We start from the raw sequence: 23,177 nt of genomic DNA, 5'->3' as shown, positions 1-23,177 counted from the left end.
GCATGGAGCAGCATACCGTTCGTCGTAGTGCTTTTCGTTGGCCTGGACTGGTCGCTTTTCTCATTATAGTGGGTCTGATAGCGGCATTTTCATGGCTGCTTTTGGACACAATTTTAAAATGGTCGTTGGAGCGTACCCTGGGTACCTTGAACGGCGCTGAGGTAAATATTGAAAGAGTTGATCATAAATGGGTACCGTTAACCATTGAAGTATCTGGCGTACAAATGACCGATCCATTACAACCTGACTTCAACCGCGTTGCGGTCGGTGATTTGCGTGGCGAGTTAAATTGGGAACAATTGCTGCTCGGGCGTTTTCATTTCGAACAAGTGGTCAGTACCGGGATTCGGGTGCATACCCCGCGTGAATCGACAGGTGAGGTTTATCAGCTGCCCGGTAAGGATCAGATGGGAGGTTGGCTCGGAGAAGGTATGGATAGCATTCAGTTATCGATGCCGTCTGTTGACGAGGTGATGGAACGTGTCGACCTGCGTACGCCAACGGCTGTAGCGGAGGCAAAAAAGAGTTTCACCGAGCAAAAGCAACGTGTGCAAGAAGTGCTGAGCAAGCTTCCCAGCAAAGAAGCCATCGCAAACTATGAAGCTGAGGTGAAACAGCTGACCGAAAGCGAAATTGAAACACCCGCACAGCTGCAAGCCAAGCAAGAGCAATTTGCCGCACTGAAAGAAAAGTTTGCTGCGGACCGTCAGGCGCTAAAAGAATTTAAACAAGTAGCCTCCAGCGCTGTGACTGAATTAAAAACACAGATGACGAAGGTTAAGGCTGCGCCACAGCATGACTTAGATCGTGTAAGTGAATTAATGCAGCTTAACAGTGACGGTTTGAGCGAGATCACCACGGTGCTCTTTGGTGAGCAGGCGCGTCGTTGGGGGGATTATATGTTACTCGCGTATGAGCAACTCGCCCCAATGCTACAACGCTCAGCTGATGAAACTGCTGTGCAGCCACCACGCGGTGAGGGTATTTGGTTTTCCTTTACCGGCAGCGATGCACCACCAGATTTTCTTATTAAAAAAGCGCGCACAGAATTTGCTGTAGGACCAACGGTGCTTGATGTCGATTGGGAAAATATTACGCACCAACATCAACAGCTTGGGCAACCAACAACGTTCCGTGCCCGTGGCGAAAATAACGCACTCTGGTCGTCATTACAGCTAAATGGTGAAATGGCACTTACTGCTGCGGGATTGGATGCGCGTCAAGAGTGGCGGGTGCAAGGTGTCAATTTAGCCCGCACAGCATTAAGTGAGCGCAGCGAGTTGGCGGCAACCATTTTGTCCGCTTTACTTGATAGTGAGGGCAACGTCGCTCTTCGTGATAGCCAATTTGATGGTAACGCTACGCTACGACTGGCTGATATGGTGGTGCAGGCCACTGCGGAAAACCAGTGGGCGGCGGTGATTGCGAAAGCCTTGGAGAGTTTGCAGCGACTTGATATCAGTGCAGATATTAAAGGTGCGCTAATGGATCCGGACTTTAGTTTATCGTCTGATCTTGATCGGCAGCTCGGACAAGCTTTACAAGCAGCGGCAATGGATGCCGCCAAGAGTGAGCTTACGCAACTACGGCAACGGTTAACGTCACAATCTGATGGCTTCGTGGGTGAGTACCAAGATGAGCTGAGTGAGTTAACGAGCTTACTTAGTGATGCCGAAGATCGTGAAGCGCGGTTGCAAGAAATGATGGAAATGAAGTTGCAAGACCAGCTGAAAGATAAAATAAAAGATAAGTTTAAAGGCATACTGGGGAACAACTAGTTCCCCAGTTGTAACTGAAGTTATTCTTCTAGAAAGGCTTTTATGGTATCCGCTTTACTGGAGATGCTGAATACCCCGTCTAAATGCCCCCAAACTCCGTCAATTTCTTCATATTGCGGTTCTTTACCTTGCTGCTCAAGTTCGGTGACGACTTGCTTGGTGAGGTAGGGTTGCAGCAAAAGGTCATTAGTTGCCGGCAGGAATAAGGTTTTGGCTTTCACTTTTGCCAAGCCTGTCGCCAAGTCGTTCTCGTGACCTGCAACAAAGAGCTGGTTCGCACGCACTAAATAAAGCAGATGATTAGCGTCTGCGAGTGGTGCTCGGGTTGCGCTACTGGCAAATAAATAATCAAGTACTGGGGTGCTATTCGCGACGCTGTCCAATGCGGCTTCAGGGAGCACTTCGGGCTTTGGTGCGTGTAAATTCATGATCACCGGGTGCATCGCTTGCTGGGTAATCATGGCCAAGGTACTGGTGATACCGGTCAAAGGCGCGTCGCCGTCGTAATAATCGCCGTTGTTCCAGTTCGGGTCATGTCTGATAGGGCGAGCCCAGTGTTCGAGAGCCATAACGGTCCAGGCATCCATTGCGCCTGCGCCAATCACTGAAACCATGCGCTCAACCATATCTGGGTAGGCGATCGACCATTCTAACGCTTGCAGAGAGCCCATAGAAGCGCCGATAACGGCGTGCAACTTATTAATCCCAAGGCTTTGTAAAAGTTGGTGCTGGACGTTAACGAAATCGCGGATGGTGACCACTGGAAAATCGAGACCGTATGGCTTTCCTGTTGCTGGATTGATAGAAGCTGGGCCCGTGGTGATCACATTTGGATCGTGGGGGAAAGCATTGACCAGGGTGTCAGAGCTAATGACAAAATACTTATCGGTATCGATGGCTTTGCCCGGGCCAATAATTGCGTCCCAATAACCGGGTAACACATCATCTGCTTGGTACTTACCTGCAGCATGACTGTTACCGGAGAAAAAGTGGGTAATCAAAATCACGTTGTCTTTCGCAGCATTAAGCTCACCGTAACTTTCCCAACCGACGGTAACTTCAGGAATGACTTCGCCACCGAGCGTGGTGTAGTTCTCAAAGGTAAACGATTGTTTTTCCGTTAATAATGGGTCAGCACCGGTTTGCGCGTGACATCCATAACTAAGAAGTAAAATAACAAAGCTAAAAATTATAACTACCGAACGTTGCATAGCAGGCCCCCGTTATGCGTCAGATGATTGTTCTAGCAAGTAATTTTGATACTGCTTGCGCAATTCGTTTTTTATTAGTTTACCGGTACCGGTATGCGGTAACTTGGACACAATCAAAATATCGTCGGGCATCCACCATTTGGCAATCTTCCCTTCAAAGAAAGTGTAAAGGGTTTCCTTATCTATGGTTTTACCTTTGTTGGCGACGACCAATAGCAGTGGGCGCTCGTCCCACTTCGGGTGTTTTACCCCGATGACGCAGCTCTCATTGACCGCTGGGTGCTGGCTACAGATGTTTTCTATATCTAACGAACTGATCCATTCACCCCCGCTTTTGATAACATCTTTCTTGCGATCGACAACTTTCATATAGCCTTGTGCATTAATGACGGCAATATCACCGGTCGCCAACCAACCGTCAGCAAAGGTTTCAGGATCACTGCGTCGGTAATAACTATTGGCGATCCAAGGGCCGCGGACGCGCAGCTCGCCGCTGGTTTCACCGTCGTGTGGCAAAGCTTTTCCGTCAGCATCGACGATTTGCATATCGACACCAAAGCAAGCCCGGCCAGCAGTGGTTTGAATGCGATAACGTTGCTCACGCGGCAGAGCCAATAAATTCGGTTCTGGTGGAGCGGAACAGGCCAGTGGACCCGTTTCGGTCATGCCCCAGATCGGTTGCCAGTAAACACCGTAGTCTTGATCATAGGTTTTTACTAAGCCCAGTGGTGATGCCGCCCCGCCGACACAAACACGCTCTAACGAAGGCACGTTGCGAGCGGTTTCAGCAAGGTAATTGTGCAGGGTTAACCAGATAGTAGGTACACCTAACCCTACGTTAACTTTTTCTTCAGCAATCAACTCGTACATCGCCGCACCATTCATGCCATTGCCCGGAAGTACCAGTTTGCAGCCCGCGAGTGGAGCGGCATAGGGAGCTCCCCAAGCGCCAGCGTGGTACATAGCGACCATCGGCATGAGCACGGTGCTGACGCGTAGATCCAGAAGTTCTGCGCTGACTGTCGCCTGAGCGTGCAGTACCATGGCGCGGTGAGAGCTTAAGACGCCCTTAGGATTACCCGTCGTGCCTGAGGTGTAGCAAAGTAACGCCGCGCTATCTTCGGGGAACGCAGGCCAATTGTAATGGTTTGGCAACCCTTCAAGAAGTTGCTCGTAAGCGTGCAGTGGGTGCTGGCACTGTCCGAGTTCCGGCTGCTGGCAACTGTCGGCAAGCACGATTACACCTTTTAGCTGAGGTACACTATTGACCACTTCAGCAGCGAGTTCGGCAAAGCAGGCATCGACAAATAACCACGTGGCCTCGGCGTCATTTAAAATCCATTCGATCTGGTCCGCGATTAAGCGCGGGTTTACCGTGTGCAATACGGCACCGACACCGCTGACAGCATAATACAGCTCAAGATGGCGATAGGTATTCCATGCTAGCGTTGCAACCCGTTCACCAGGTTTGACCCCCAGCTTATCGAGCCGATGCGCCAATTGGCAGGTGCGGTGGTAACAGTCTGCGTAGCTGTATCGATGAATGTCGCCTTCAATGCGGCGACTTACGATTTCCTGGCTAGGGTTCCGGCGCACGCCATGGCGCAGCAGGTCGATGATAAGCAGCTGGCTGGCTTGCATTGCCCCTGCCAGCTGCGAAGTTTCGTTCTTTGATGTTTCAAACATTTTTACAGCCCTTGCTTAAAACAGGTTAAATAATGCGATGGCGATGCTTAAACCGATAAAAGGCACCACTACCGTAACAGCAGCGACCGGCCAATACGCGGCTTGGTGTGTTTCATTACAAATAGCCCGAATAGTGGTCACCACATAACCGTTGTGCGGCAACGAATCTAAGGCTCCAGATGAAATTGCTACGATACGATGCAGTTGGTCAGGGTTAACTCCTTGGTCCAAATAGTGCGGTCCGATTTCAGGTAGCGCAATGGCCTGACCGCCCGAAGCGGAGCCGGTGAGACCGGCAATAACGCTAACTGCGACCGCGGCACCAACCAGTTCATTACCAGGCAAGTTGGTCATAAAGGTAACGGCTTCAGCAAAAGCTGGTGTTACTTTGGCTATGCTGCCAAAGCCGACAACTGCTGAGGTATTACCGATGGCAATGAGCGCGCCTGTCGATGCTTCACCAACTGCTTTCGACATATTTTGGAAGTACTTGAAGTTTATAACTGTAATGGCGAGAACACCGCCGCTTAATGCAATAATTAGCGCGTTTTGTTTCAAGTCTTCATGGAATAAGAAACTTAGGGATAACACCACGATTAGGGGAACAAGGCCGCTAAACGGCGACGGCAGGTCACGCTCGACGAGCTGTGGGTCGTTCTCTCGTTGTTGAAAGCGCTCACCTTTGGATACCGCTGCTTTTATCATTTTGGTCAACCACCAGTAGCCGATAATAAACATAATTACAGCGACCACCATAGAAACTTCCCAAGCAGCGTAAGGTGATGTGCCTAAATACTGAATCGGAATCCAGTTTTGAATCTCTGGTGAACCAGCTGAGGTCATAGTAAAGGTCACGGAGCCGAAAGCTAGCGCCGCAGGAATAAAACGGCGTGGTAAATCGGCGTCTTTAAATAATGACAGCGCCATTGGGTAAACAGAGAATGCGACCACGAATACGCTGACACCGCCATAGGTCAGAATTGCACAGGCAAAAACCACCGCAAGTACGGCCTGACTTTTACCGAGTTTGCCGATAATCCAATGGGCAACACTGTCGGCAGCTCCGGTGTCTTCCATAAATTTACCGAACAAGGAACCAAGCAGGAACATGAAGAACCAGGCCGCAACAAAGCTGGCAAAGCCATCCATGTAGGCACTGACAAAATTAACGTCGCCTTGAAATAAAGGAACACCACTGGTTAAAGCGACCACAACAGCACACAATGGCGCGCTAATAAATAAGTTCATGCCGCGCAGCGTCAGTACAATGAGTAGTACCAGGCCGCCGACTAATCCAATCATGCTTAACATGCATTACCTCGTTGTAGTTATTATTTCGGCTTGTGTTCTTGATCCGGTGCGATGGCAACATCATGCGTGAGAAGGTTGAATAATTACATAGTACTAACGTACAGAATACAAACCTAGTACTTTGCGCTAGGGTAACTGTGCCATAACAAGTAACGTGCCGTCACACGCACTTTTTATAACAGTACAACAATAACAGTAACCGGGAGAATGACATCATGAGTCAACCCAAGTTTCGTCACTCATTATTGGCCTTAGCTATCGCATCAGTTGTGAGTTTGCCAGCTTATGCGCAAGCGCAAGATGAGCAAGAACAACAGGCAGAAGACAAAGGCGCATTAGAGCGGATTGAAGTTACCGCGCGTCGTAAAACAGAAAGCTTGCAAGACGTGCCAGTTTCAGTATCTTCATTTGGCGCTGGCGATCTTGAAGAACTTGGTGTCGAAGACATCACGGAGCTTCAACAACGCATTCCTAACGCAACAATTCAAGTGAGCCGTGGTACCAACTCAACACTTACAGCGTACATTCGTGGCGTTGGTCAGCAAGATCCATTATGGGGATTTGAGCCGGGCGTTGGGGTTTATATTGATGATGTTTATATCGCCCGCCCGCAAGGTGCTGTGCTGGAAGTATTTGACCTCGAACGCATTGAAGTGCTGCGCGGTCCGCAAGGAACACTCTATGGTAAAAATACCATCGGTGGCGCGCTCAAATATGTGACAAAAGAATTAACCGGCTACGATGAGCTTTCAATTAAAGGTACGGTGGGAAGTTATAACCAACGCGACCTCAAAATCTCGGGTCAGACGGCACTTACCGATAACTTCTTCATTGGCGGCGCTGTAGCCTCACTGCAACGTGATGGCTTCGGCGAATACGTTAACACCGGTGATGAAAACTACAACAAAGACCTTTTGACCTATCGACTCTCAGCGAAGTGGTTGTTAAGCGACACCATGGATCTGAAATTCTCGTACGATAAAACCGAAGATGAATCGAACTCGAAAGGCGCACATCGCTTGTTGACCAGTGGTATTACCGGTCAAGCACCGTATGAAGATGTTTACGATTCTAACACCGCGATGCCAGTGGATAACTTGGTTGAAACCGAAGGGGCATCAATGGTGTTCAACTGGGACATCAACACGGAATGGGACTTTAAATCAGTAACAGCAAGTCGTGAAGGCTATACCGATACCAATATCGACTTCAACGCTACTGGCGAACTGATTTTTATGGTGCCAGCAATCTATGAAGATGAGCAGTTTACCCAAGAGTTCCAGCTTAGTTACACCAACAATAACAACTTTGATTTCGTCGGTGGTGTCTACTACTACGATGGTGAAGCCTGTGGTGTATTTGGTACCGTATTACCAATGTTCCTGGCTGCGTTCGGTGGTGTTACCGTTGATAACGGCGGTTGTGTACAAACGGAAAGCTTGGCGTTCTATGGTCAAGGTAACTATCGTTTAAGTGATGACCTGACACTGACAGTTGGCGGACGTTACACCAGCGATGAGAAAGAAGCTGATGTATTCCGTTATACTTATTTAGGTGTGCATTACATCAACCGCGCCGGGCTGGATGTTCCTTACAACCCTGATGAAGTGATAGCTACCTTCGGTCAACCTTTTTCTGTGAACTCGAAGTTTAATTCGCAAGGTGACTGGAGTCGTTTCTCTCCGCATGTTGCTTTGAATTATAAATTGTCAGACGAGGTCATGGTTTACGGTAGCTACAGCAACGGCTTTAAATCTGGCGGCGTCGATATGCGCGCAGACAAGTCGCTTAACCCGACTATCGATGAACCTTATGATCCAGAAATCGTTGATACCTTTGAAATCGGTATGAAGTCAGAGTTGCTTGATGGTCGTATGCGCTTAAACAGCGCAATCTTCTACTCAGACTATCAAGACATGCAGGTAACAGTGCAACGTGTGGTCGAAGCAGGTATTTCGTCACAAGTACTTAATGCAGGTCAGTCGACAGTTAAAGGCTTTGAAGTTGAAACCGTGTTGGCGGCGACTGAGACCTTAAACTTCACTGCGATGTTAGGTTACATCGATGCTGAGTTTGACTCGGTTGTTTATAATGAACCGGCAACTGGCGAAACCACAGATGTGACCGATGCCTGGTCATTCCAGAACACGCCTGAGTTGACCTATAACTTAGGCATGAATAAAACCTTTGAAATGAAAAATGGTCAGGTTGTGTGGTCTGCGAACTATGCATTCCGTGACGACACACAAATGTTTGAAGCTCCGTCACCGCTTGATCAAGAAAGCTACGGCTTGTTGAATACCAGTGTTGTTTGGTACTCAACTAATGGTCAATGGAACGTTGGTTTACACGCGAAGAACATGACTGACGAAGAGTATCGCGTAGGTGGCTACAACTTTGGACCAATCTTCGGTGATGATGCGGTTGTCGGCTATTACGGTGACCCTCGTACCTTCTCCCTGAGTGTGGGTTATAAGTTCTAACCCAAGTTAAGTGGTGGTTGCCCGTATTTGTGCGGGTAACCACTGACTTTTTTCGTCGGACGCGCTAGCATGAGTACTTCAGTTTCAAGCCAACCAGGTTTACATATGGCGCGCGCTATTATCGCAGATGACCATCCGCTGTTTCGTGCAGCACTTAAGCAAGCTCTAACAGAAACCCTCGATACCCCTATTCTAGAAGCCGCTTCGTTTGAGCAATTAAGCGATCTAATCCGCGTTGAACCGCAAGTCGAACTTATCTTGCTAGATCTTACCATGCCCGGAAACCGTGGGCTGACAGGATTAACCTCGTTACGCAGCCGATATCCGGATATATTAGTTGTGATTGTTTCCGCAAACGAGCAAGTTGGCACCATAAGGCAAGCAATGGCGTTCGGTGCCAGTGCCTATATTCCAAAATCCATGCCGTTAGTTGAGCTACAACAAGCTGTGCATGCGGTACTTGCAGGTGATACCTGGCTACCCGAACATTTACGCGACGCAGTTGAAGCAGAAACACCGACGGAACATGTCGATTTTGCGCAGCGGCTAGAACAGTTGACACCACAACAGTTTCGGGTGTTGGAATGTTTAGCTGATGGCTTGTTGAATAAGCAGATTGCTTACGAGTTAAACGTGCAAGAAACCACTATCAAGCAGCATGTTTCAGCAATTTTACGTAAGCTTAATGTCACCAATCGCACGCAGGCGGGCATAGTGTTTAAGCAAATGCTCAATTCGCCGGATGTTAACGCCGCAGTAGACGTTTAATCAGACGTTTTAACGCCGCAATTTTTATCGGCTTGGAAGCAAACAGGGCATGCTCGGCAATAACTTCTTCGCGCACCGTCTCATCCGGATCTGCGGAATTTATGATGGCCGGTAATTTAGTTAGCGCAAATTGTTCGCGGACCCTTTTCAATACTTCAATACCGGTATCGCTATCATCTAAATGGTAATCGAACACCACCAAATCTGGTGCTGCCGTAGACCAAGGTAGCTGGTTACGTTGTGTCGCAGTGGACACCGTTGCTCCCCAACTCCAGAACAGCTGCTCCATAGCCTGCAATACAGTTGCATCATTATCTAAGAGCCAAACCGCGCAACCTTGCAAAAATTGCTCTGAATCTATTTGTGCGATGGGTTTTGTGCGAACGAGCTGCGGTTGCCATGCCACATCGCTGAACGTAAGCGTAAAGGACGTGCCTTGTCCTACTTTCGATTCTAGAGAAAGAGGAATTTTGAGTAGACGGCACATGCGATCAACAATCGCCAAGCCGAGCCCAATGCCTGGGTTGTCACCATGCTGATTGACCTGGTGAAACTCACGGAATATTTTATCGCGTTGGTCGTTAGGGATGCCGCGCCCGGTATCGAGTACTTTTAACTCTGCTCCATTACCGCGGCGACGAACACCAATCAAAACCTTTCCGTTGTCGGTGTAACGAACGGCGTTTGAGAGTAAGTTTTGCACGATACGACCAATCATTTTTCGATCAGTTAGTAGCTGTAATCGACTCGGCACGTAACGCACATCTACCGATTTCTCTGCGGCTATAATTTGCTGGTTCTCTACAATCGGCTGAATGATATCGTGCAGCGACACTTTCTGCTTATTGACCGGCAAATTGCCTGCTTCAAGACGAGTCATTTCGAGCAGCATAGTGAGAAGTTCTTCAGCGTTATAGAGCGATTGCTGAATCTGTTGGGCGAGTTTCGACTCTTCACCTTGTAAGCGTTGCGTCAGCATGTCGCAGAAAAGGGTGGCCGCGTTGAAGGGCTGCATTAAGTCATGGCTGACTGCGGCGAAGAACCGTGTTTTACTCTGATGCGCTCGCTCTTCGGCTTGTTTGGCGTCCAGCAACTGCGCCGTTCTATCGGCCACCCGCTGCTCAAGCTCGGCATTTATTTTTTCCAATGCGCGTTGTGCTTGTACCAATTCGGTAATATCAGTGTAAGTGGTGACAAAGCCACCGCCAGGCATTGGTGCACCTTGCAATTCAATCACGTGCTCACCCTGCTGACGTTGATAACGGTAGGCGCTACCCTGGCGTAGGTAATTCAGTCGTTTCTCCACTTCTTCGGCGATTGCAGTGGCGTTATCGGTCTGAATTAAACCGCGTTCGGCATTGTAGCGCAGCAAATCAGCAACTGGCATGCCAGCTTGTAGAAAGCCTGGAGGGTACTGAAAGACCTCAACGTAACGATGATTCCAGGCGACCAAGCGTAAGTCTTGATCGATGACGCTGATACCTTGGGGAATGTTTTCTACTGATGCCTGCAGCAGTTCGCGATTAAATTTGTACAGTTGTGAGGCTTCCGTGGCCCACGTCACTACCTGCGAGATCGGCACTGAAGGTTGCTGTGTCACGGTATCAAGCAGAATACGGCTGGCGGCACTGCCGATGACTGCCGACAGTTCGCGTTCGACGCGAGCCAGCAGCGAACCGGGTACCAGTTCATCACCGGGCGCAGTGGTTAAGTCGTGTTTGAGCCGTTCATTCAGCCGTTCCAGCTCAATGGAATCAAAGAATCGTGCCAACAGTTGTCGCAACCGACCCCAGGAAATCGGTTGATGTTGATAGAGCTCAGGGTGTCCACCTGTTGGGTCGGTGAATAGACGGCGTTGCTGTTGCTCTGTCGTATTGGGTGCGCTGAGCCACGAAGCAACTATATAGATCAGTAAGTTCAAGCCTAAACTAAGTAACACGCCAGAGCTAAGTTCACTGTCGGTGAGACCGCGATTAAGTTGAATGGATGGAATAAACAGCAACCACAACCATAATGTAGTGCCGACGACGATACCGATGCTAGCTCCAGCTTTATTGCCCCGCTGCCAAAGCAAGCCACCCAGCAATGCCGGAGCTAGTTGCGCCAATAAAGCCAATGAAAGTAATCCCGCATTGACCAATGGTAAGTTGGTTTCGGTTAGTTTATGAAAGCCAAAAGCGAGCAAAATGATAATCGCAATAGTGGTGCGCCGAATGCGCAAAATACGCTTGGGGGTAAAGGTGACATTGCGGAGTCGGCGTTTGGTCGCACGTAACCAGAATGGCATTACCACATCATTGGACATCATGATGCTCAGTGCCAGTGTAGCGATAATCACCATACTGGTCGCGGAAGCCAGGCCACCAATAAAAGCCACCGTCGTTATCCACGGCTGATCCGCTTGCAGTAATAGGGTGAGCATAAAGGTGTCAGACGAAGCTGCTGCGGGCACCAGTAACATTCCAGCCAGAGCGATGGGCAAGATAAACAAATTTATCGCAAATAGGTACAATGGAAATGCCCAGCGTGCGGTGCGTAATTCTTCTGGATCGGTATTTTCGATATAACTCACATGGAATTGCCGTGGTAGGCAAAACATCGAAATAGCACCCAGTAAAATGTGCGTAACATAAACAAAACCGCCGACGGGGCGACCTTGCAATATGGTGCTGACATCGGTCGCCTGAGCGGCTTGTAGGAAAATATCAGCAATCCCATCAAACAACCCATAGCTGACGTAAAGACCAACCCCCATAAAGGCAAGTAACTTAACTACTGACTCAAAGGCGACCGCGTCCATCAAGCCGGAGTGCTGCTCGGCCAAACTCATGCGTCGGGTACCGAATAAAATCGCGAACATCATCATGGCTAATGCCACCAGTGCCGCAATATCACCAAACCATGGCAGAGGTTTATCCGCGAGTCCGGTGACCGCCGCAAAACTGCCGGTAACGGCGCGAAGTTGCAGCGTGATGTAGGGTACAATCCCTACTAAGGCGATCAGCGCGACCGCCAGTGCCAGAGTCGGAGATTTGCCATAGCGATGACTGATGACATCCGCGATGGAGGTTAAATTCTGTTGTTTGCAAACATGCAGCAGGCGCATTTGTATACGGTGCGCGAATAAAAAGACCAACATTGCGCCGACATAGGTGGGCGCCACTGACCAGCCGTAATAAGCAGATTGCGTAATGGTGCCGTAAAAGGCCCAAGTGGTGCAGTGAATGCCCTGCGCAAGCGCATAACGGTAGGGTTTAATTTGGTTAGGCGGCTTGCGCTCACCGCGATAGGCGATGCTGTATAAAATGGCGATGTACGCGACCGCGAGAAAAATTGCAACGCCGGTACTCAACATGCCTAACGATGCCCTTCGTTATGCTCATGAAAAACGTTCAGTGACCACTGCCATCGAATAGCGCCCAGACGCAATAACAAGGTCACCACGCCACCGATCAGCAGCGCTGTAATCGCTGTGTAAGGAGCGAGCAAGACATAAACACTGGCGCCGATAAGACAGGTTGTGGCGTAAAGTTCACCTTTTAGCACCATTGGGATGTCGCGCGCTAAAACATCGCGAAGCATACCACCAAAGCATGCTGTGACCGTGCCCATGACGACACAAACGACGGCGGGAAAGCCTGCTTCAAGAGCTTTTTGCGCGCCCATGACGGTAAAAAAAGCTAAACCTATGGCATCAGCAATTAACAGCGTTTTCTGATGAATATAGTCGCGCAGTCGCAACCATAAGATAGTGACTAAAGCAGCAACTAAAATGGTGTAGATATAGGTTGGGTCATAAGCCCAAAATACTGGCAGGTCGAGGATGAGGTCACGAACAGTTCCACCGCCGACAGCAGTAACTGAGGCGAGTACAACAACGCCAAAGCCATCCATATTTTTACGGAACGCCAATAACGTTCCGGAAATTGCAAAAACTGCAACTCCAAGATGATCAAACCAATAGAAGAAGGTGTCGATAGCCATTGTAAATAGACGCTTTTTTCCTTTTGTGAGCTCAGTTTGGCATGGATTGTTGTAGAAGCCTAGCGATCTGTTATGCGACATGACTCCCCATTCGCTGTTAAATTCGTTAGAATGCGGAACAATTCTCTAAAAAAACAGTGATTGGGCTTGTTTGACGATAGAACAGCCCCATCTCAACGCTATGCAAACTAACTTGATAAGACAGAGGAATTTATGGACTTTTTAATCGGTACGGCTCACGCACAAGACGGCGCAGCATCGCAAGGTGGCGGCATGGAATTGATCTTTATGCTGGTCATGTTTGGTTTGATTTTCTATTTTATGATTTATCGTCCACAAGCGAAACGCGTGAAACAGCATAAAGAACTCATCGCTGGCATCAGTAAAGGTGATGAAGTTTTGATGAACGGTGGTATGGTCGGTCGCATCACTAAGATCAATGAAGAAAGCGACTTTATGGTGATCGCGCTTGCTGAGAGCGTGGAAGTGACTGTGCAGAAATCAGCGGTAACAGCGGTTCTGCCAAAAGGGACCATGAAATCTCTGTAGCAGAGATAAGGATTTAACGTGTTAAACAAGTTTCCGCTCTGGAAAAATCTGATGGTGGTCGCCATTTTGGTGATTGCCGCAGTTTACGCTTTACCAAATTTGTATGGTGAAGACTTCGCGGTTCAGGTATCGGCAACGCGCACCACCAGTATTGATACGCAAGTAATGGGGCGGGTCGAAGATACGCTCGCTGAGCTGGACATCGCGCCAAAGTCAATTGTTATGGAAGAGAACCAATTGTTGGTTCGGCTCTCCTCCGACAACGAGCAGCTGAAGGCTCGAGAGGCTATTCTGCAGGAGCTGGGCACAGACTATGTGGTTGCGCTTAACCTAGCGCCCGCAACTCCAGACTGGCTGGCAGCGTTAGGGGCTAGCCCGATGAAACTGGGTCTGGATCTGCGTGGTGGCGTTCACTTTCTGATGGAAGTGGATATGAACGAAGCCATGCGCAAAATTTTAGGACAAATGCGCGATACCGTGCGCACTGAACTGCGTGAAGAGCGGATTCGCTACACTGGGGTTGAGCGTTTTGGTGATGATATTGTTGTCACTCTGCGTACAGCTGACGACTTTCAAAAAGCCGAAAGTTATCTTGACGGTCTTTATGAAGGTTACACGCTGCTTGAAGATGAAGCAGCTCGTAAAATTACTTTACGAATGACCGATGCGAAGATTCAAGAAACCCGTGATTATGCCATTTCTCAAAACGTGACGATTCTACGAAATCGCGTGAATGAGCTTGGCGTCGCAGAGCCGCTGGTACAACGCCAGGGCGCTGAACGTATTGTCGTGCAATTACCTGGTGTGCAAGATACAGCTCGAGCGAAAGAGATACTCGGTGCTACCGCCACCCTGGAGTTTCGTCTAGTTGATGACGAAAACAGTGTCCGCGAAGCTGAAGTGGGGCGCGTACCTTTTGGTTCGGAGTTGTACCCGAACCGTAATGGCGGCAATGTATTGCTCAAAGAAGATGTCATTTTGACGGGCGATCATATCGTTAACGCAAACTCGGGTTTCGATGAAAACCAGCGTCCACAGGTGAACATTAGTCTAGATGGTACGGGTGGCGAAAAAATGTCGTTGGCGACCCGCGACAATGTCGGCAAGCCGATGGCGACGCTGTTTATTGAATTCAAAACAACGGGCGAACGTGACCAGGAAGGCGATATTATTTTCGAACGGCATGAAGAAGTGATTAACGTCGCTACCATTCAGGCGCGGTTGGGAAGTAGCTTCCGGATTACTGGCCTAGACTCTGTGCAAGAAGCACAAAACCTATCGCTACTGTTGCGTGCCGGTGCCTTGATTGCACCTATTCAAATTGTCGAAGAACGTACCGTGGGGCCAAGTCTTGGTCAGGAAAACATCAACATGGGAATACAAGCCATTGTGTGGGGTTTTATCCTGGTTTTGGCGTTCATGGTGATGTACTACAAAAAATTCGGCATGGTGGCGAATTTAGCACTAGCGACCAACCTGGTTTTGATTGTTGGTGTAATGTCGATGATTCCAGGAGCAACCCTGACCTTGCCAGGTATGGCGGGTATTGTCTTGACCGTTGGTATGGCGGTGGATGCGAATGTGCTTATTTTCGAGCGAATACGTGAGGAAATAAAAGCCAAACGAAGTCCACAACAAGCAATTCATCATGGTTATGACAGTGCATTATCAACCATTGCTGATGCTAACGTTACGACGTTAATTGCAGCGATTATCTTGTTTGCGATTGGTACCGGTCCGATAAAAGGGTTCGCGGTGACTCTCGCAATCGGTATTGTGACCTCAATGTTTACCTCAATTGTAGGTACCCGCGCGGTGGTGAATGCCATCTGGGGTGGTAAACGCATTGATAAGCTGTCGGTTTAGGAGGCCACATGCACGAGCTAATTAAAACGGATAAAACTATTCCATTCATGCGCTTTCGTATGGTCGCATGGATTGTCAGTGGTCTGCTACTCATCGCTTCTATCGCTTCATTAGCGGTAAACCAGCTAAACTGGGGCCTCGATTTTACTGGTGGTACAGTTATCGAAGTCGGTTACGAGCGTGAAGCGGATTTAAGTGAAATTCGAACCACTCTTGATGCGAATGGCTTTTCTGGTGCCGTAGTGCAAAACTTCGGTACCCAGCAAGACGTTCTGATCCGAATCGAACCCCAGGACGGTGCAAAGGCGCAGGAAGTTGGTGACAACATTCTGAGTTTGCTGCGATCTGCTACGGACGAAGAAGTCACGATGCGGCGGATTGAGTTTGTCGGTCCCAACGTAGGTGATCAACTGACTCAACAAGGTGGTTTAGCAATGCTTACCGCCCTCATCTGTATTTTGATTTACGTCGCTTTTCGCTTCGAGTGGCGTCTTGCCTTAGGTGCCGTTGGTGCTTTGGCGCACGATGTAATTTTAACCTTAGGCTTATTCTCTGTCCTTGGATTAGAGTTTGACCTGACGGTTCTGGCGGCGTTACTGGCGGTCATTGGTTACTCGATAAACGATACCGTGGTGGTCAGCGATCGAATTCGGGAGAATTTCCGTAAATTCCGCAAAGGCACTTCCGAGGAAATTATCAACGGTGCGTTAACCAATACTATGAGTCGTACGGTAATTACCTCATTGACTACCGTATTGGTTTTGTTTGCGCTATTTTTCCTTGGTGGCGCGTTGATCCATGGTTTCGCTACGGCATTATTGTTTGGTGTATTTATCGGTACCTATTCATCGATTTATATTGCCAGCTCACTTGCGTTAGCCTTAGGTGTAAGTCGTGAAGACTTGATGCCGCCGGAAGTTGAAAAAGAAGGTGAAGATCTTGACCCGATGCCGTAACCGGTTATCCATGGTCATTAGGCAACAGGAGAACGGATGATGTTAGTTGTGCTATCGCCAGCGAAAAACCTGGATTACGAAAGCCCGTTACCGACCGACGAGCACAGCCAACCGCGGTTGCTTGATTATGCTCAGGAGCTGGTCGACCGGTGTCAGTCATTGGCACCGCAGGAGTTAGGTTCGTTGATGAAAATCAGCGATAAACTGGCAGGCTTGAATGCGGCGCGGTTCGCTGACTGGCATCAACCGTTTAATCCCGATAATGCGCGCCCTGCGGTGTTCGCATTTGACGGTGATGTTTACAGTGGTTTGCAGGCGGAAAAAATGTCTGCTGAAACAATTGCCTTCGCACAGGAACATTTACGTATCTTATCGGGTCTATATGGTGTGTTACGGCCACTTGACCTGATGCAACCCTATCGTTTAGAAATGGGGACTAAGCTAGATACTGCGCGCGGTAAGAACCTGTACGAGTTTTGGGGTAATGTAATTACCGATATGCTCAATGAAGATTTGCGTGCCAGTGACAGTGATATTTTAGTGAATCTCGCATCGAATGAGTACTTTTCGAGTGTCGAGCCGAAAAATTTGAATGCGGAAATTGTTACACCTGTGTTCAAGGATGAAAAGAACGGCGAATACAAGGTCATTAGCTTTTGGGCAAAGAAAGCCCGAGGTGCAATGGCACGCTTTATTATGAAGCAAGCGGTAAGCGACGTGGCTGAATTAAAACAGTTTAACGCCAATGGCTATCGTTTTAACGCCGAGCAATCAACTGCGACAGAGTTGGTATTTCAGCGTGCTGAGCGAGACCAGTAACCCAATTTAGGAGCTGATATGATTGATCGCGATCCCAATGACCAACCTCAAACGGGAGGCAAGGGCAAACTCATTGCCGCCTTAGTTATCGTAATTGTGCTTGCTGTGGTGGTAATTTGGTACCTGATGCAGGACCAAAAACCGCGTCAGTCATCGGTTCCATTGCCTGTTGTAGTGGAAGCACCGGTAACCACGACCGAAGAATCGGATGAAACCTTGGTGCCTGAGCCTGCGGAAACTGTGGAATTAGGTGAACAAACGGCCGCCGAGCGAGAGGCGGAACAACCCGTAATAACCGAACCTGAGCCAGAACTACCTAAGTTAACTGAAAGTACGGGTGAGATTCTTGCTAGCCTGGAAGCGCAAGAGCAGGTAGTTGAACCTATTCAAAGCGAACAATTAATACGTGATGCCGTCGTTTTTGTCGACAATATCCGCAATGGTGTTGTGGTTCGTGACGCAGCACTTATCGCTGGTCCTAAAGGTCGCTTTCGGGTACTTGAGCAGGATGACAAAATTTATATCGATCCGCGTTCTTACGACCGTTACAACAGTATGGTCGACTGGTTTGTTAGCCTCGATGTCGAAGTTATGGAAAGCCTGCTTGAGCGCTATCAACCATTGGTAGAAGAAGCGTTGGCAGAAATCGGCTACGCAGAAACTGCACCTGAGACCGTGTTACTTGATGCTATTAATTTGCTAATGGCGACACCTTCAGTTGGTACTGTTATTGAACTTAATGATAACAGTGTGATGTACCGTTATGCCGACCCTGCTCTTGAAGCACTTCCTGATGCTCAGAAGCAAATGCTGCGCTTGGGGCCGGATAACATGCGACGCGTTAAGTTGAAACTCGATGCGTTGCGTACCGCGTTGCAAAATGACTAATGTTAATGCGTTAATCCCTGAGCATCTACGCGCACCTATACCGACCCGCGGCAATCGATTTAGCCGTTGGGTTGGGCGTGCAGGACTGCGTATACTCGGTGGATGGCGCATCGAAGGTGAACTACCCGCGACGCGGCAAGCTATTATTCCTGTCGCTCCGCATACCTCGAACTGGGATTTCTTTGTTGGCTTATGTGTAATGCTGGCACTTGGTCTTAAGCTGTCATTTCTTGGCAAACACACAATTTTTCGTTTCCCCATTAATCGTTTGCTGCGTTGGTTAGGTGGTATACCTATCGATCGCCGAGCCGCTCAAGGTGTGGTCGGGCAAATGGTTAATGAATTTAAGCAACGCCACGAATTGGTATTAGCACTAGCGCCAGAAGGCACACGAAGGAAAGTCAGTGAATGGAGAAAAGGCTTTGTACATATTGCCAGGGCAACACAAGTTCCGGTGGTTCCAGTTGCGTTTGATTTTGCGCGTAAGGTTGTTGATATTTGTCCGCCACTGATGATTAGCGGCGATATCGATAGTGAACTTGTGCGGGTAAAGCAGGCGGTTGCGCACGCAGTAGGTAAAAATCCACAACATGCCTGATAGCAAAATTTGTGCTATTATCGCGCCGATTTCTTTATAAGGATGCAATCATGAACGTAATTGAAGCCGGCATCGCTGCACCAGGCAAAAAATTTGCTTTGGTGGTTTCAAGATTTAACCACTTTGTGGTCGACAGTCTTCTTGATGGGGCAGTGACGACATTGAAACATTACGGCCAGGTCGCCGCAGAAGATATTACTGTGGTAAAAGCACCTGGTGCTTATGAATTACCTTTGGTCGCGCGCCGTTTGGCCGCCACCGGCAACTATGATGCTATTATCGCCATAGGCGCAGTGATTCGTGGTGGTACACCACATTTTGATTTTGTTGCTGGCGAGTGCAATAGCGGTTTAAGCCGCGTTATGCATGAGTTTAATGTACCTGTTGCAAATGGTGTGATCACCACAGATACCATTGAACAAGCTATCGAGCGCAGCGGCACTAAAGCCGGAAATAAAGGTTCGGAAGCAGCTTTAAGTGCGCTTGAAATGGTTAATGTGCTCGAGCAGCTCTAAGAGGAACTACTATGAAACCAGCTGCACGTCGTAAAGCGCGCAAGCTTGCGGTACAAGCCATTTATTCTTGGCAATTAAGTGACAACAGCATGAGCGATATTGAAGCTCAGTTTCTCACTGATAATGACACCAGTAAAATCGATGTTGATTACTTTTTAGCTTTGGTACGTGGTGTTGCGGGTCAAGTCAAATCTCTGGATGATGCATTATTCCCGTTTTTGGACCGGCCATTAGCGGAACTCGATCATGTCGAGCGCGCAGTGCTACGCCTGGCCGTATTCGAACTTCGTGAGCGGCTTGATGTTCCCTACAAAGTCGCGATCAATGAAGCTATCGAATTGGCGAAATCCTTCGGTGCTGACGAGAGCCATCGCTTCGTCAATGGGGTTCTCGATAAAGCTATCGACAGCTTACGTCCTACTCGCAAATAACGATTAACTGATGGCCTTTGGCGAGTTTGATCTCATCGACACCTATTTCACCCATCGTTGGCCTAAGCGCGACGATGTGGTGGTTGGGGTGGGTGATGATGCCGCTATTCTCGCTGTTCCAAGCGATTCCGAATTGGTCATTGCTACAGATACTATGGTTGCGGGCGTGCACTTTGATCACCAAACACCAGCCCGAGCGGTGGGGCACAAAGTGGCGGCGGTTAACCTCAGTGATCTGGCTGCAATGGGGGCTGAACCGGCATGGCTGTCGCTAGCGTTAACCTTACCAGAGCTCGATCACGACTGGCTAACGGGATTCAGTCATGGTCTGCGAGAAATTTGCGCCTATTATGATTGTCAGTTGATTGGCGGTGACACCACCAAGGGACCACTGACTGTGACGGTTACTGCTCATGGATTCGTACCGATTGGTGCCGCGCTGCTGCGTGATGGTGCTAAACCAGGTGATTGGGTTTATGTCAGTGGCAATCTGGGTGATGCAGGTTTGGCATTAGCCGCACAACAAAACCGTGCAGAGATTTCTGCCAGGCATTATCGGCGGGTACTCGAACGACTTCACTTCCCCTCTCCTCGGGTCGCTTTAGGGCAAAGCTTGCGCGAGATTGCCTCTAGTGCGATCGACATTTCTGATGGCTTGTTGGCTGATTTACAGCACATACTGAAGGCCTCTAATGTTGGCGCCCGCATTGACGTTGATGAGCTGCCGTTGAGCATGGCGTTGATCGAGTCGGTTGACGCTGACGGAGCGATCTCCTACGCACTGTGCAGCGGTGATGATTATGAGCTTTGCTTTACCGTACCTGAAAGCCGCCGAGGCGTGTTTGATACAGTCATGGCACGCCATCCGGCTAAACCGACCTGCATCGGCAGAATTACCAACAAAGCTAGCGATTTAAGGCTAGAGCGCAATGAAGAGCTTTGGCAAGGCTTGGTAGAGCGAGACGGTTATGACCACTTCAGTTAGCTCTCAAAAGGCTATACCAAAAGTCAGCGTTAAACGACTGGCACACCCGGTGCATTTTTTTTCGTTAGGCTTTGGTAGTGGTCTTGCACCTAAAGCGCCTGGAACTTTCGGCACACTCGCTGCCGTTCCAATTGTATGGCTGCTACAAGATCTGAACCCTTGGTTCTATTTAGCTACGGCGGTGGTGGTAAGCTTAGTGGGTATCGCGATGTGTCGAGTAACTGCTTCCGCACTGGGCGTACACGATCACCCAGCTATTGTGTTAGATGAAATTGCTGGTTATTTGCTGGCAATGAGTTTTTTACCGGTGACCTGGCTTAATTTGCTTCTCGCGTTTTTGTTGTTCCGGTTTTTTGACATCGTCAAGCCGGGACCTATCGGCTGGTGCGATAGACGTCTGCAGGGTGGCTTAGGTATTATGGCTGACGATATCCTTGCCGGCATCGTCAGCGCGCTGCTTCTACATCTGGGCTATGCGTTGACGAATACGCTGCTCTAAACTCTCGGCGTCTAATCCAAGTTCAACTCGAATTTCTTCCTGACCGCCGTGTTTAATAAATTGATCAGGTAAACCTAACTGTAAGATTGCTGTCGTCAGCCCCGCAGCCTGTAAAAACTCACCGACTGCACTCCCGGCTCCGCCGGCAACAACGTTGTCTTCGACGGTAACCAGCAAATCATGACTATCGGCAAGTTCGCGAACTAATTGCTCGTCAATTGGCTTCACAAATCGCATGTCTGCAATGGTCGCATCGATGTTTTCAGCACAAGGTAAGACGTCGCTTAGCACCGTACCGAAACTCAAGACAGCTACTTTTTTGTCGCTCGCTTTGGTGGCTTGGCGAATGAGGCGGCCCTTACCAATGGTTAGCTCCTGCAGGCTGTCATCAATGCCACAGCCAGTGCCATTGCCTCGAGGGTAACGCACGGCTGCCGGCTGCATCAGCCTATGCCCAGTGTAAAGCATATTACGACACTCGTTTTCATCACTTGGTGCCATCACCACCAAGTTCGGAATACAGCGTAAGTAGCTGAGGTCGAATGCGCCCTGATGGGTCGGTCCATCAGCGCCAACGATACCGGCGCGATCAATTGCAAACAATACCGGCAAGTTTTGTAGCGCGACGTCGTGGATCAACTGATCGTAGCCGCGCTGCAAAAAGGTCGAATAAATGGCAATCACCGGGTGATAACCGCCGATGGCAAGGCCTGCGCCAAAGGTGACAGCATGTTGTTCAGCAATAGCGACATCGAAATACTGATCTGGGAAGCGTTGCGAAAACTCGACCATACCCGAGCCCTCGCGCATCGCCGGCGTTACCGCCATTAATTTTGGATCCTTAGCAGCCATTTCGCACAGCCAGTCACCAAAAATTTTTGAGTAAGATGGTGTAGAAGCTTTCTTGCTTGGCAAGGATGTGGTCGCAGGGTCAAACTTAGGCACGCCGTGATAACCAATAGGGTCTTTTTCTGCGGGCTCGTAACCTTTACCTTTGCGCGTAACAATGTGCAGAAATTGGGGGCCTTTCAGATGACGCATATTTCGTAAGGTCGAAACCAAAAGGTTAACGTCGTGGCCATCGATCGGGCCGATGTAATTAAAACCAAGCTCTTCAAAGATGGTGCCAGGAGCGACCATGCCTTTCATGTGTTCTTCCGCACGACTTGCAAGGTGTTGAATGCCAGGCATGCCTTGTAGTAGCTTTTTGCTACTCTCCCGCAATGAGGTATAGAACCTGCCTGAAAGTACCCGCGCCAAATGATTGTTCAGGGCGCCGACGTTCTCTGAAATCGACATATCGTTGTCGTTTAAAATGACCAACATATCTGGCTTGATGTCGCCGGCGTGATTGAGCGCCTCAAATGCCATACCAGCGGTCATCGCACCGTCACCAATAATCGAGACCACTTTCTTTTCCGTACGCTCACGTTGTGCTGCAATGGCCATACCTAAAGCTGCGCTTATTGAAGTACTGGAATGGCCGACGCTAAGGGTGTCGTACTCACTCTCTGGACGCCATGGGAACGGGTGCAAGCCATCTTTCTGCCGAATGGTATGCAGTTGCTTTTTGCGACCGGTTAAAATCTTATGTGGATAGGCCTGATGGCCAACATCCCAAACCAATTGGTCGTAAGGTGTCGCATAGACGTAGTGCAAGGCTACCGTAAGTTCGACGGTGCCAAGTCCGGACGCAAGATGACCACTGCTGCGACTGACCGAGCTGAGTAAAAACTCGCGCACTTCAGCACATAGCTGTGGTAGTTGGCGTTCATGCAAGGTACGTAAATCCGCCGGATTATCGATACCGTCGAGTAACGGATAAGCGTCGTGAGACGAAGATGTCATGC

The 23,177-nt window shown here is 49.1% G+C and carries 19 protein-coding genes; 13 read left to right on the top strand and 6 right to left on the bottom strand.

The window, feature by feature from the left end; all coding sequences use genetic code 11:
• The first annotated feature begins 2 nt into the window (after positions 1 to 2).
• Positions 3 to 1,778 (top strand): TIGR03545 family protein, encoded by a 1,776-nt coding sequence (locus ACQ5ES_RS07995; RefSeq protein ID WP_445015630.1) that lies wholly within the window; start codon positions 3 to 5, stop codon positions 1,776 to 1,778.
• 20 nt (positions 1,779 to 1,798) lie between these two features.
• Here the strand turns inward: ACQ5ES_RS07995 and ACQ5ES_RS07990 are convergent, their stop codons facing one another.
• The 3 genes from ACQ5ES_RS07990 to ACQ5ES_RS07980 are packed head-to-tail and all read right to left on the bottom strand — an operon-like array spanning position 1,799 to position 5,986.
• Positions 1,799 to 2,989, bottom strand: a complete 1,191-nt coding sequence (locus tag ACQ5ES_RS07990; RefSeq protein WP_445015628.1) for an E22 family MetX-like putative esterase — start codon at positions 2,987 to 2,989, stop codon at positions 1,799 to 1,801.
• Between the two features lie 12 nt (positions 2,990 to 3,001).
• Complete coding sequence (locus ACQ5ES_RS07985; protein ID WP_445015626.1) at positions 3,002 to 4,675, bottom strand: long-chain fatty acid--CoA ligase; 1,674 nt, start codon at positions 4,673 to 4,675, stop codon at positions 3,002 to 3,004.
• A 15-nt stretch (positions 4,676 to 4,690) separates the two neighbouring features.
• Positions 4,691 to 5,986, bottom strand: a complete 1,296-nt coding sequence (locus ACQ5ES_RS07980; protein WP_445015624.1) for a GntP family permease — start codon at positions 5,984 to 5,986, stop codon at positions 4,691 to 4,693.
• 215 nt (positions 5,987 to 6,201) lie between these two features.
• Here ACQ5ES_RS07980 and ACQ5ES_RS07975 point away from each other — a divergent pair, with 215 nt between their 5' ends.
• Positions 6,202 to 8,469 (top strand): TonB-dependent receptor, encoded by a 2,268-nt coding sequence (locus tag ACQ5ES_RS07975; protein WP_445015622.1) that lies wholly within the window; start codon positions 6,202 to 6,204, stop codon positions 8,467 to 8,469.
• A 69-nt stretch (positions 8,470 to 8,538) separates the two neighbouring features.
• Positions 8,539 to 9,237 carry a response regulator gene (locus tag ACQ5ES_RS07970; RefSeq protein ID WP_445015620.1) on the top strand — a complete coding sequence of 233 codons (699 nt, stop codon included), beginning with the start codon at positions 8,539 to 8,541 and terminating at the stop codon, positions 9,235 to 9,237.
• Here ACQ5ES_RS07970 and ACQ5ES_RS07965 read toward each other — a convergent pair.
• Together ACQ5ES_RS07965 and ACQ5ES_RS07960 are read right to left on the bottom strand one after the other, a co-directional pair.
• Positions 9,215 to 12,592, bottom strand: a complete 3,378-nt coding sequence (locus tag ACQ5ES_RS07965; protein WP_445015618.1) for a hybrid sensor histidine kinase/response regulator — start codon at positions 12,590 to 12,592, stop codon at positions 9,215 to 9,217. The genes ACQ5ES_RS07970 and ACQ5ES_RS07965 overlap by 23 nt on opposite strands.
• Positions 12,593 to 12,594: 2 nt before the next feature.
• Positions 12,595 to 13,215 (bottom strand): trimeric intracellular cation channel family protein, encoded by a 621-nt coding sequence (locus ACQ5ES_RS07960; RefSeq protein ID WP_445015820.1) that lies wholly within the window; start codon positions 13,213 to 13,215, stop codon positions 12,595 to 12,597.
• Between the two features lie 219 nt (positions 13,216 to 13,434).
• On the opposite strand from ACQ5ES_RS07960, the gene yajC reads away from it, so the two are divergent.
• Genes yajC through ACQ5ES_RS07910 form a run of 10 tightly spaced genes read left to right on the top strand, consistent with a single transcriptional unit; the run spans position 13,435 to position 21,327 of the window.
• Positions 13,435 to 13,770, top strand: a complete 336-nt coding sequence (gene yajC, locus ACQ5ES_RS07955; RefSeq protein ID WP_445015616.1) for a preprotein translocase subunit YajC — start codon at positions 13,435 to 13,437, stop codon at positions 13,768 to 13,770.
• An 18-nt stretch (positions 13,771 to 13,788) separates the two neighbouring features.
• Positions 13,789 to 15,636, top strand: coding sequence for a protein translocase subunit SecD (gene secD / locus ACQ5ES_RS07950; protein ID WP_445015614.1), 1,848 nt, complete (start codon positions 13,789 to 13,791; stop codon positions 15,634 to 15,636).
• 8 nt (positions 15,637 to 15,644) lie between these two features.
• Positions 15,645 to 16,592 (top strand): protein translocase subunit SecF, encoded by a 948-nt coding sequence (gene secF, locus ACQ5ES_RS07945; RefSeq protein ID WP_445015612.1) that lies wholly within the window; start codon positions 15,645 to 15,647, stop codon positions 16,590 to 16,592.
• Positions 16,593 to 16,628: 36 nt separating this feature from the next.
• A complete protein-coding gene (yaaA, locus tag ACQ5ES_RS07940) occupies positions 16,629 to 17,411 on the top strand; it encodes a peroxide stress protein YaaA (RefSeq protein WP_445015610.1) in 783 nt (260 codons plus the stop codon).
• An 18-nt stretch (positions 17,412 to 17,429) separates the two neighbouring features.
• The gene (locus ACQ5ES_RS07935) at positions 17,430 to 18,299 is read left to right on the top strand and encodes a DUF3014 domain-containing protein (RefSeq protein WP_445015608.1); all 870 of its coding nucleotides are present in this window, start codon (positions 17,430 to 17,432) and stop codon (positions 18,297 to 18,299) included.
• Positions 18,292 to 18,897 carry a lysophospholipid acyltransferase family protein gene (locus ACQ5ES_RS07930; RefSeq protein ID WP_445015606.1) on the top strand — a complete coding sequence of 202 codons (606 nt, stop codon included), beginning with the start codon at positions 18,292 to 18,294 and terminating at the stop codon, positions 18,895 to 18,897. Before ACQ5ES_RS07935 ends, ACQ5ES_RS07930 begins: the two co-directional genes overlap by 8 nt.
• Before the next feature lie 50 nt (positions 18,898 to 18,947).
• Positions 18,948 to 19,412, top strand: a complete 465-nt coding sequence (gene ribH / locus ACQ5ES_RS07925; protein WP_445015604.1) for a 6,7-dimethyl-8-ribityllumazine synthase — start codon at positions 18,948 to 18,950, stop codon at positions 19,410 to 19,412.
• 11 nt (positions 19,413 to 19,423) lie between these two features.
• Positions 19,424 to 19,843, top strand: a complete 420-nt coding sequence (gene nusB, locus ACQ5ES_RS07920) for a transcription antitermination factor NusB (protein ID WP_445015602.1) — start codon at positions 19,424 to 19,426, stop codon at positions 19,841 to 19,843.
• Between the two features lie 10 nt (positions 19,844 to 19,853).
• Positions 19,854 to 20,828: a thiamine-phosphate kinase gene (thiL, locus tag ACQ5ES_RS07915; protein ID WP_445015600.1), complete on the top strand. Its 975-nt coding sequence runs from the start codon at positions 19,854 to 19,856 to the stop codon at positions 20,826 to 20,828.
• Positions 20,812 to 21,327 (top strand): phosphatidylglycerophosphatase A family protein, encoded by a 516-nt coding sequence (locus ACQ5ES_RS07910; RefSeq protein ID WP_445015598.1) that lies wholly within the window; start codon positions 20,812 to 20,814, stop codon positions 21,325 to 21,327. Before thiL ends, ACQ5ES_RS07910 begins: the two co-directional genes overlap by 17 nt.
• Here the strand turns inward: ACQ5ES_RS07910 and dxs are convergent.
• Positions 21,289 to 23,175 carry a 1-deoxy-D-xylulose-5-phosphate synthase gene (gene dxs, locus ACQ5ES_RS07905; RefSeq protein WP_445015596.1) on the bottom strand — a complete coding sequence of 629 codons (1,887 nt, stop codon included), beginning with the start codon at positions 23,173 to 23,175 and terminating at the stop codon, positions 21,289 to 21,291. The two genes, ACQ5ES_RS07910 and dxs, sit on opposite strands and share 39 nt — an antisense overlap.
• Positions 23,176 to 23,177: the final 2 nt, after the last annotated feature.

Source organism: Pseudidiomarina xizangensis (assembly GCF_052541995.1).
Note: the sequence above shows the minus strand (reverse complement) of the source record. Positions and strands in the feature narration are given on the sequence as shown.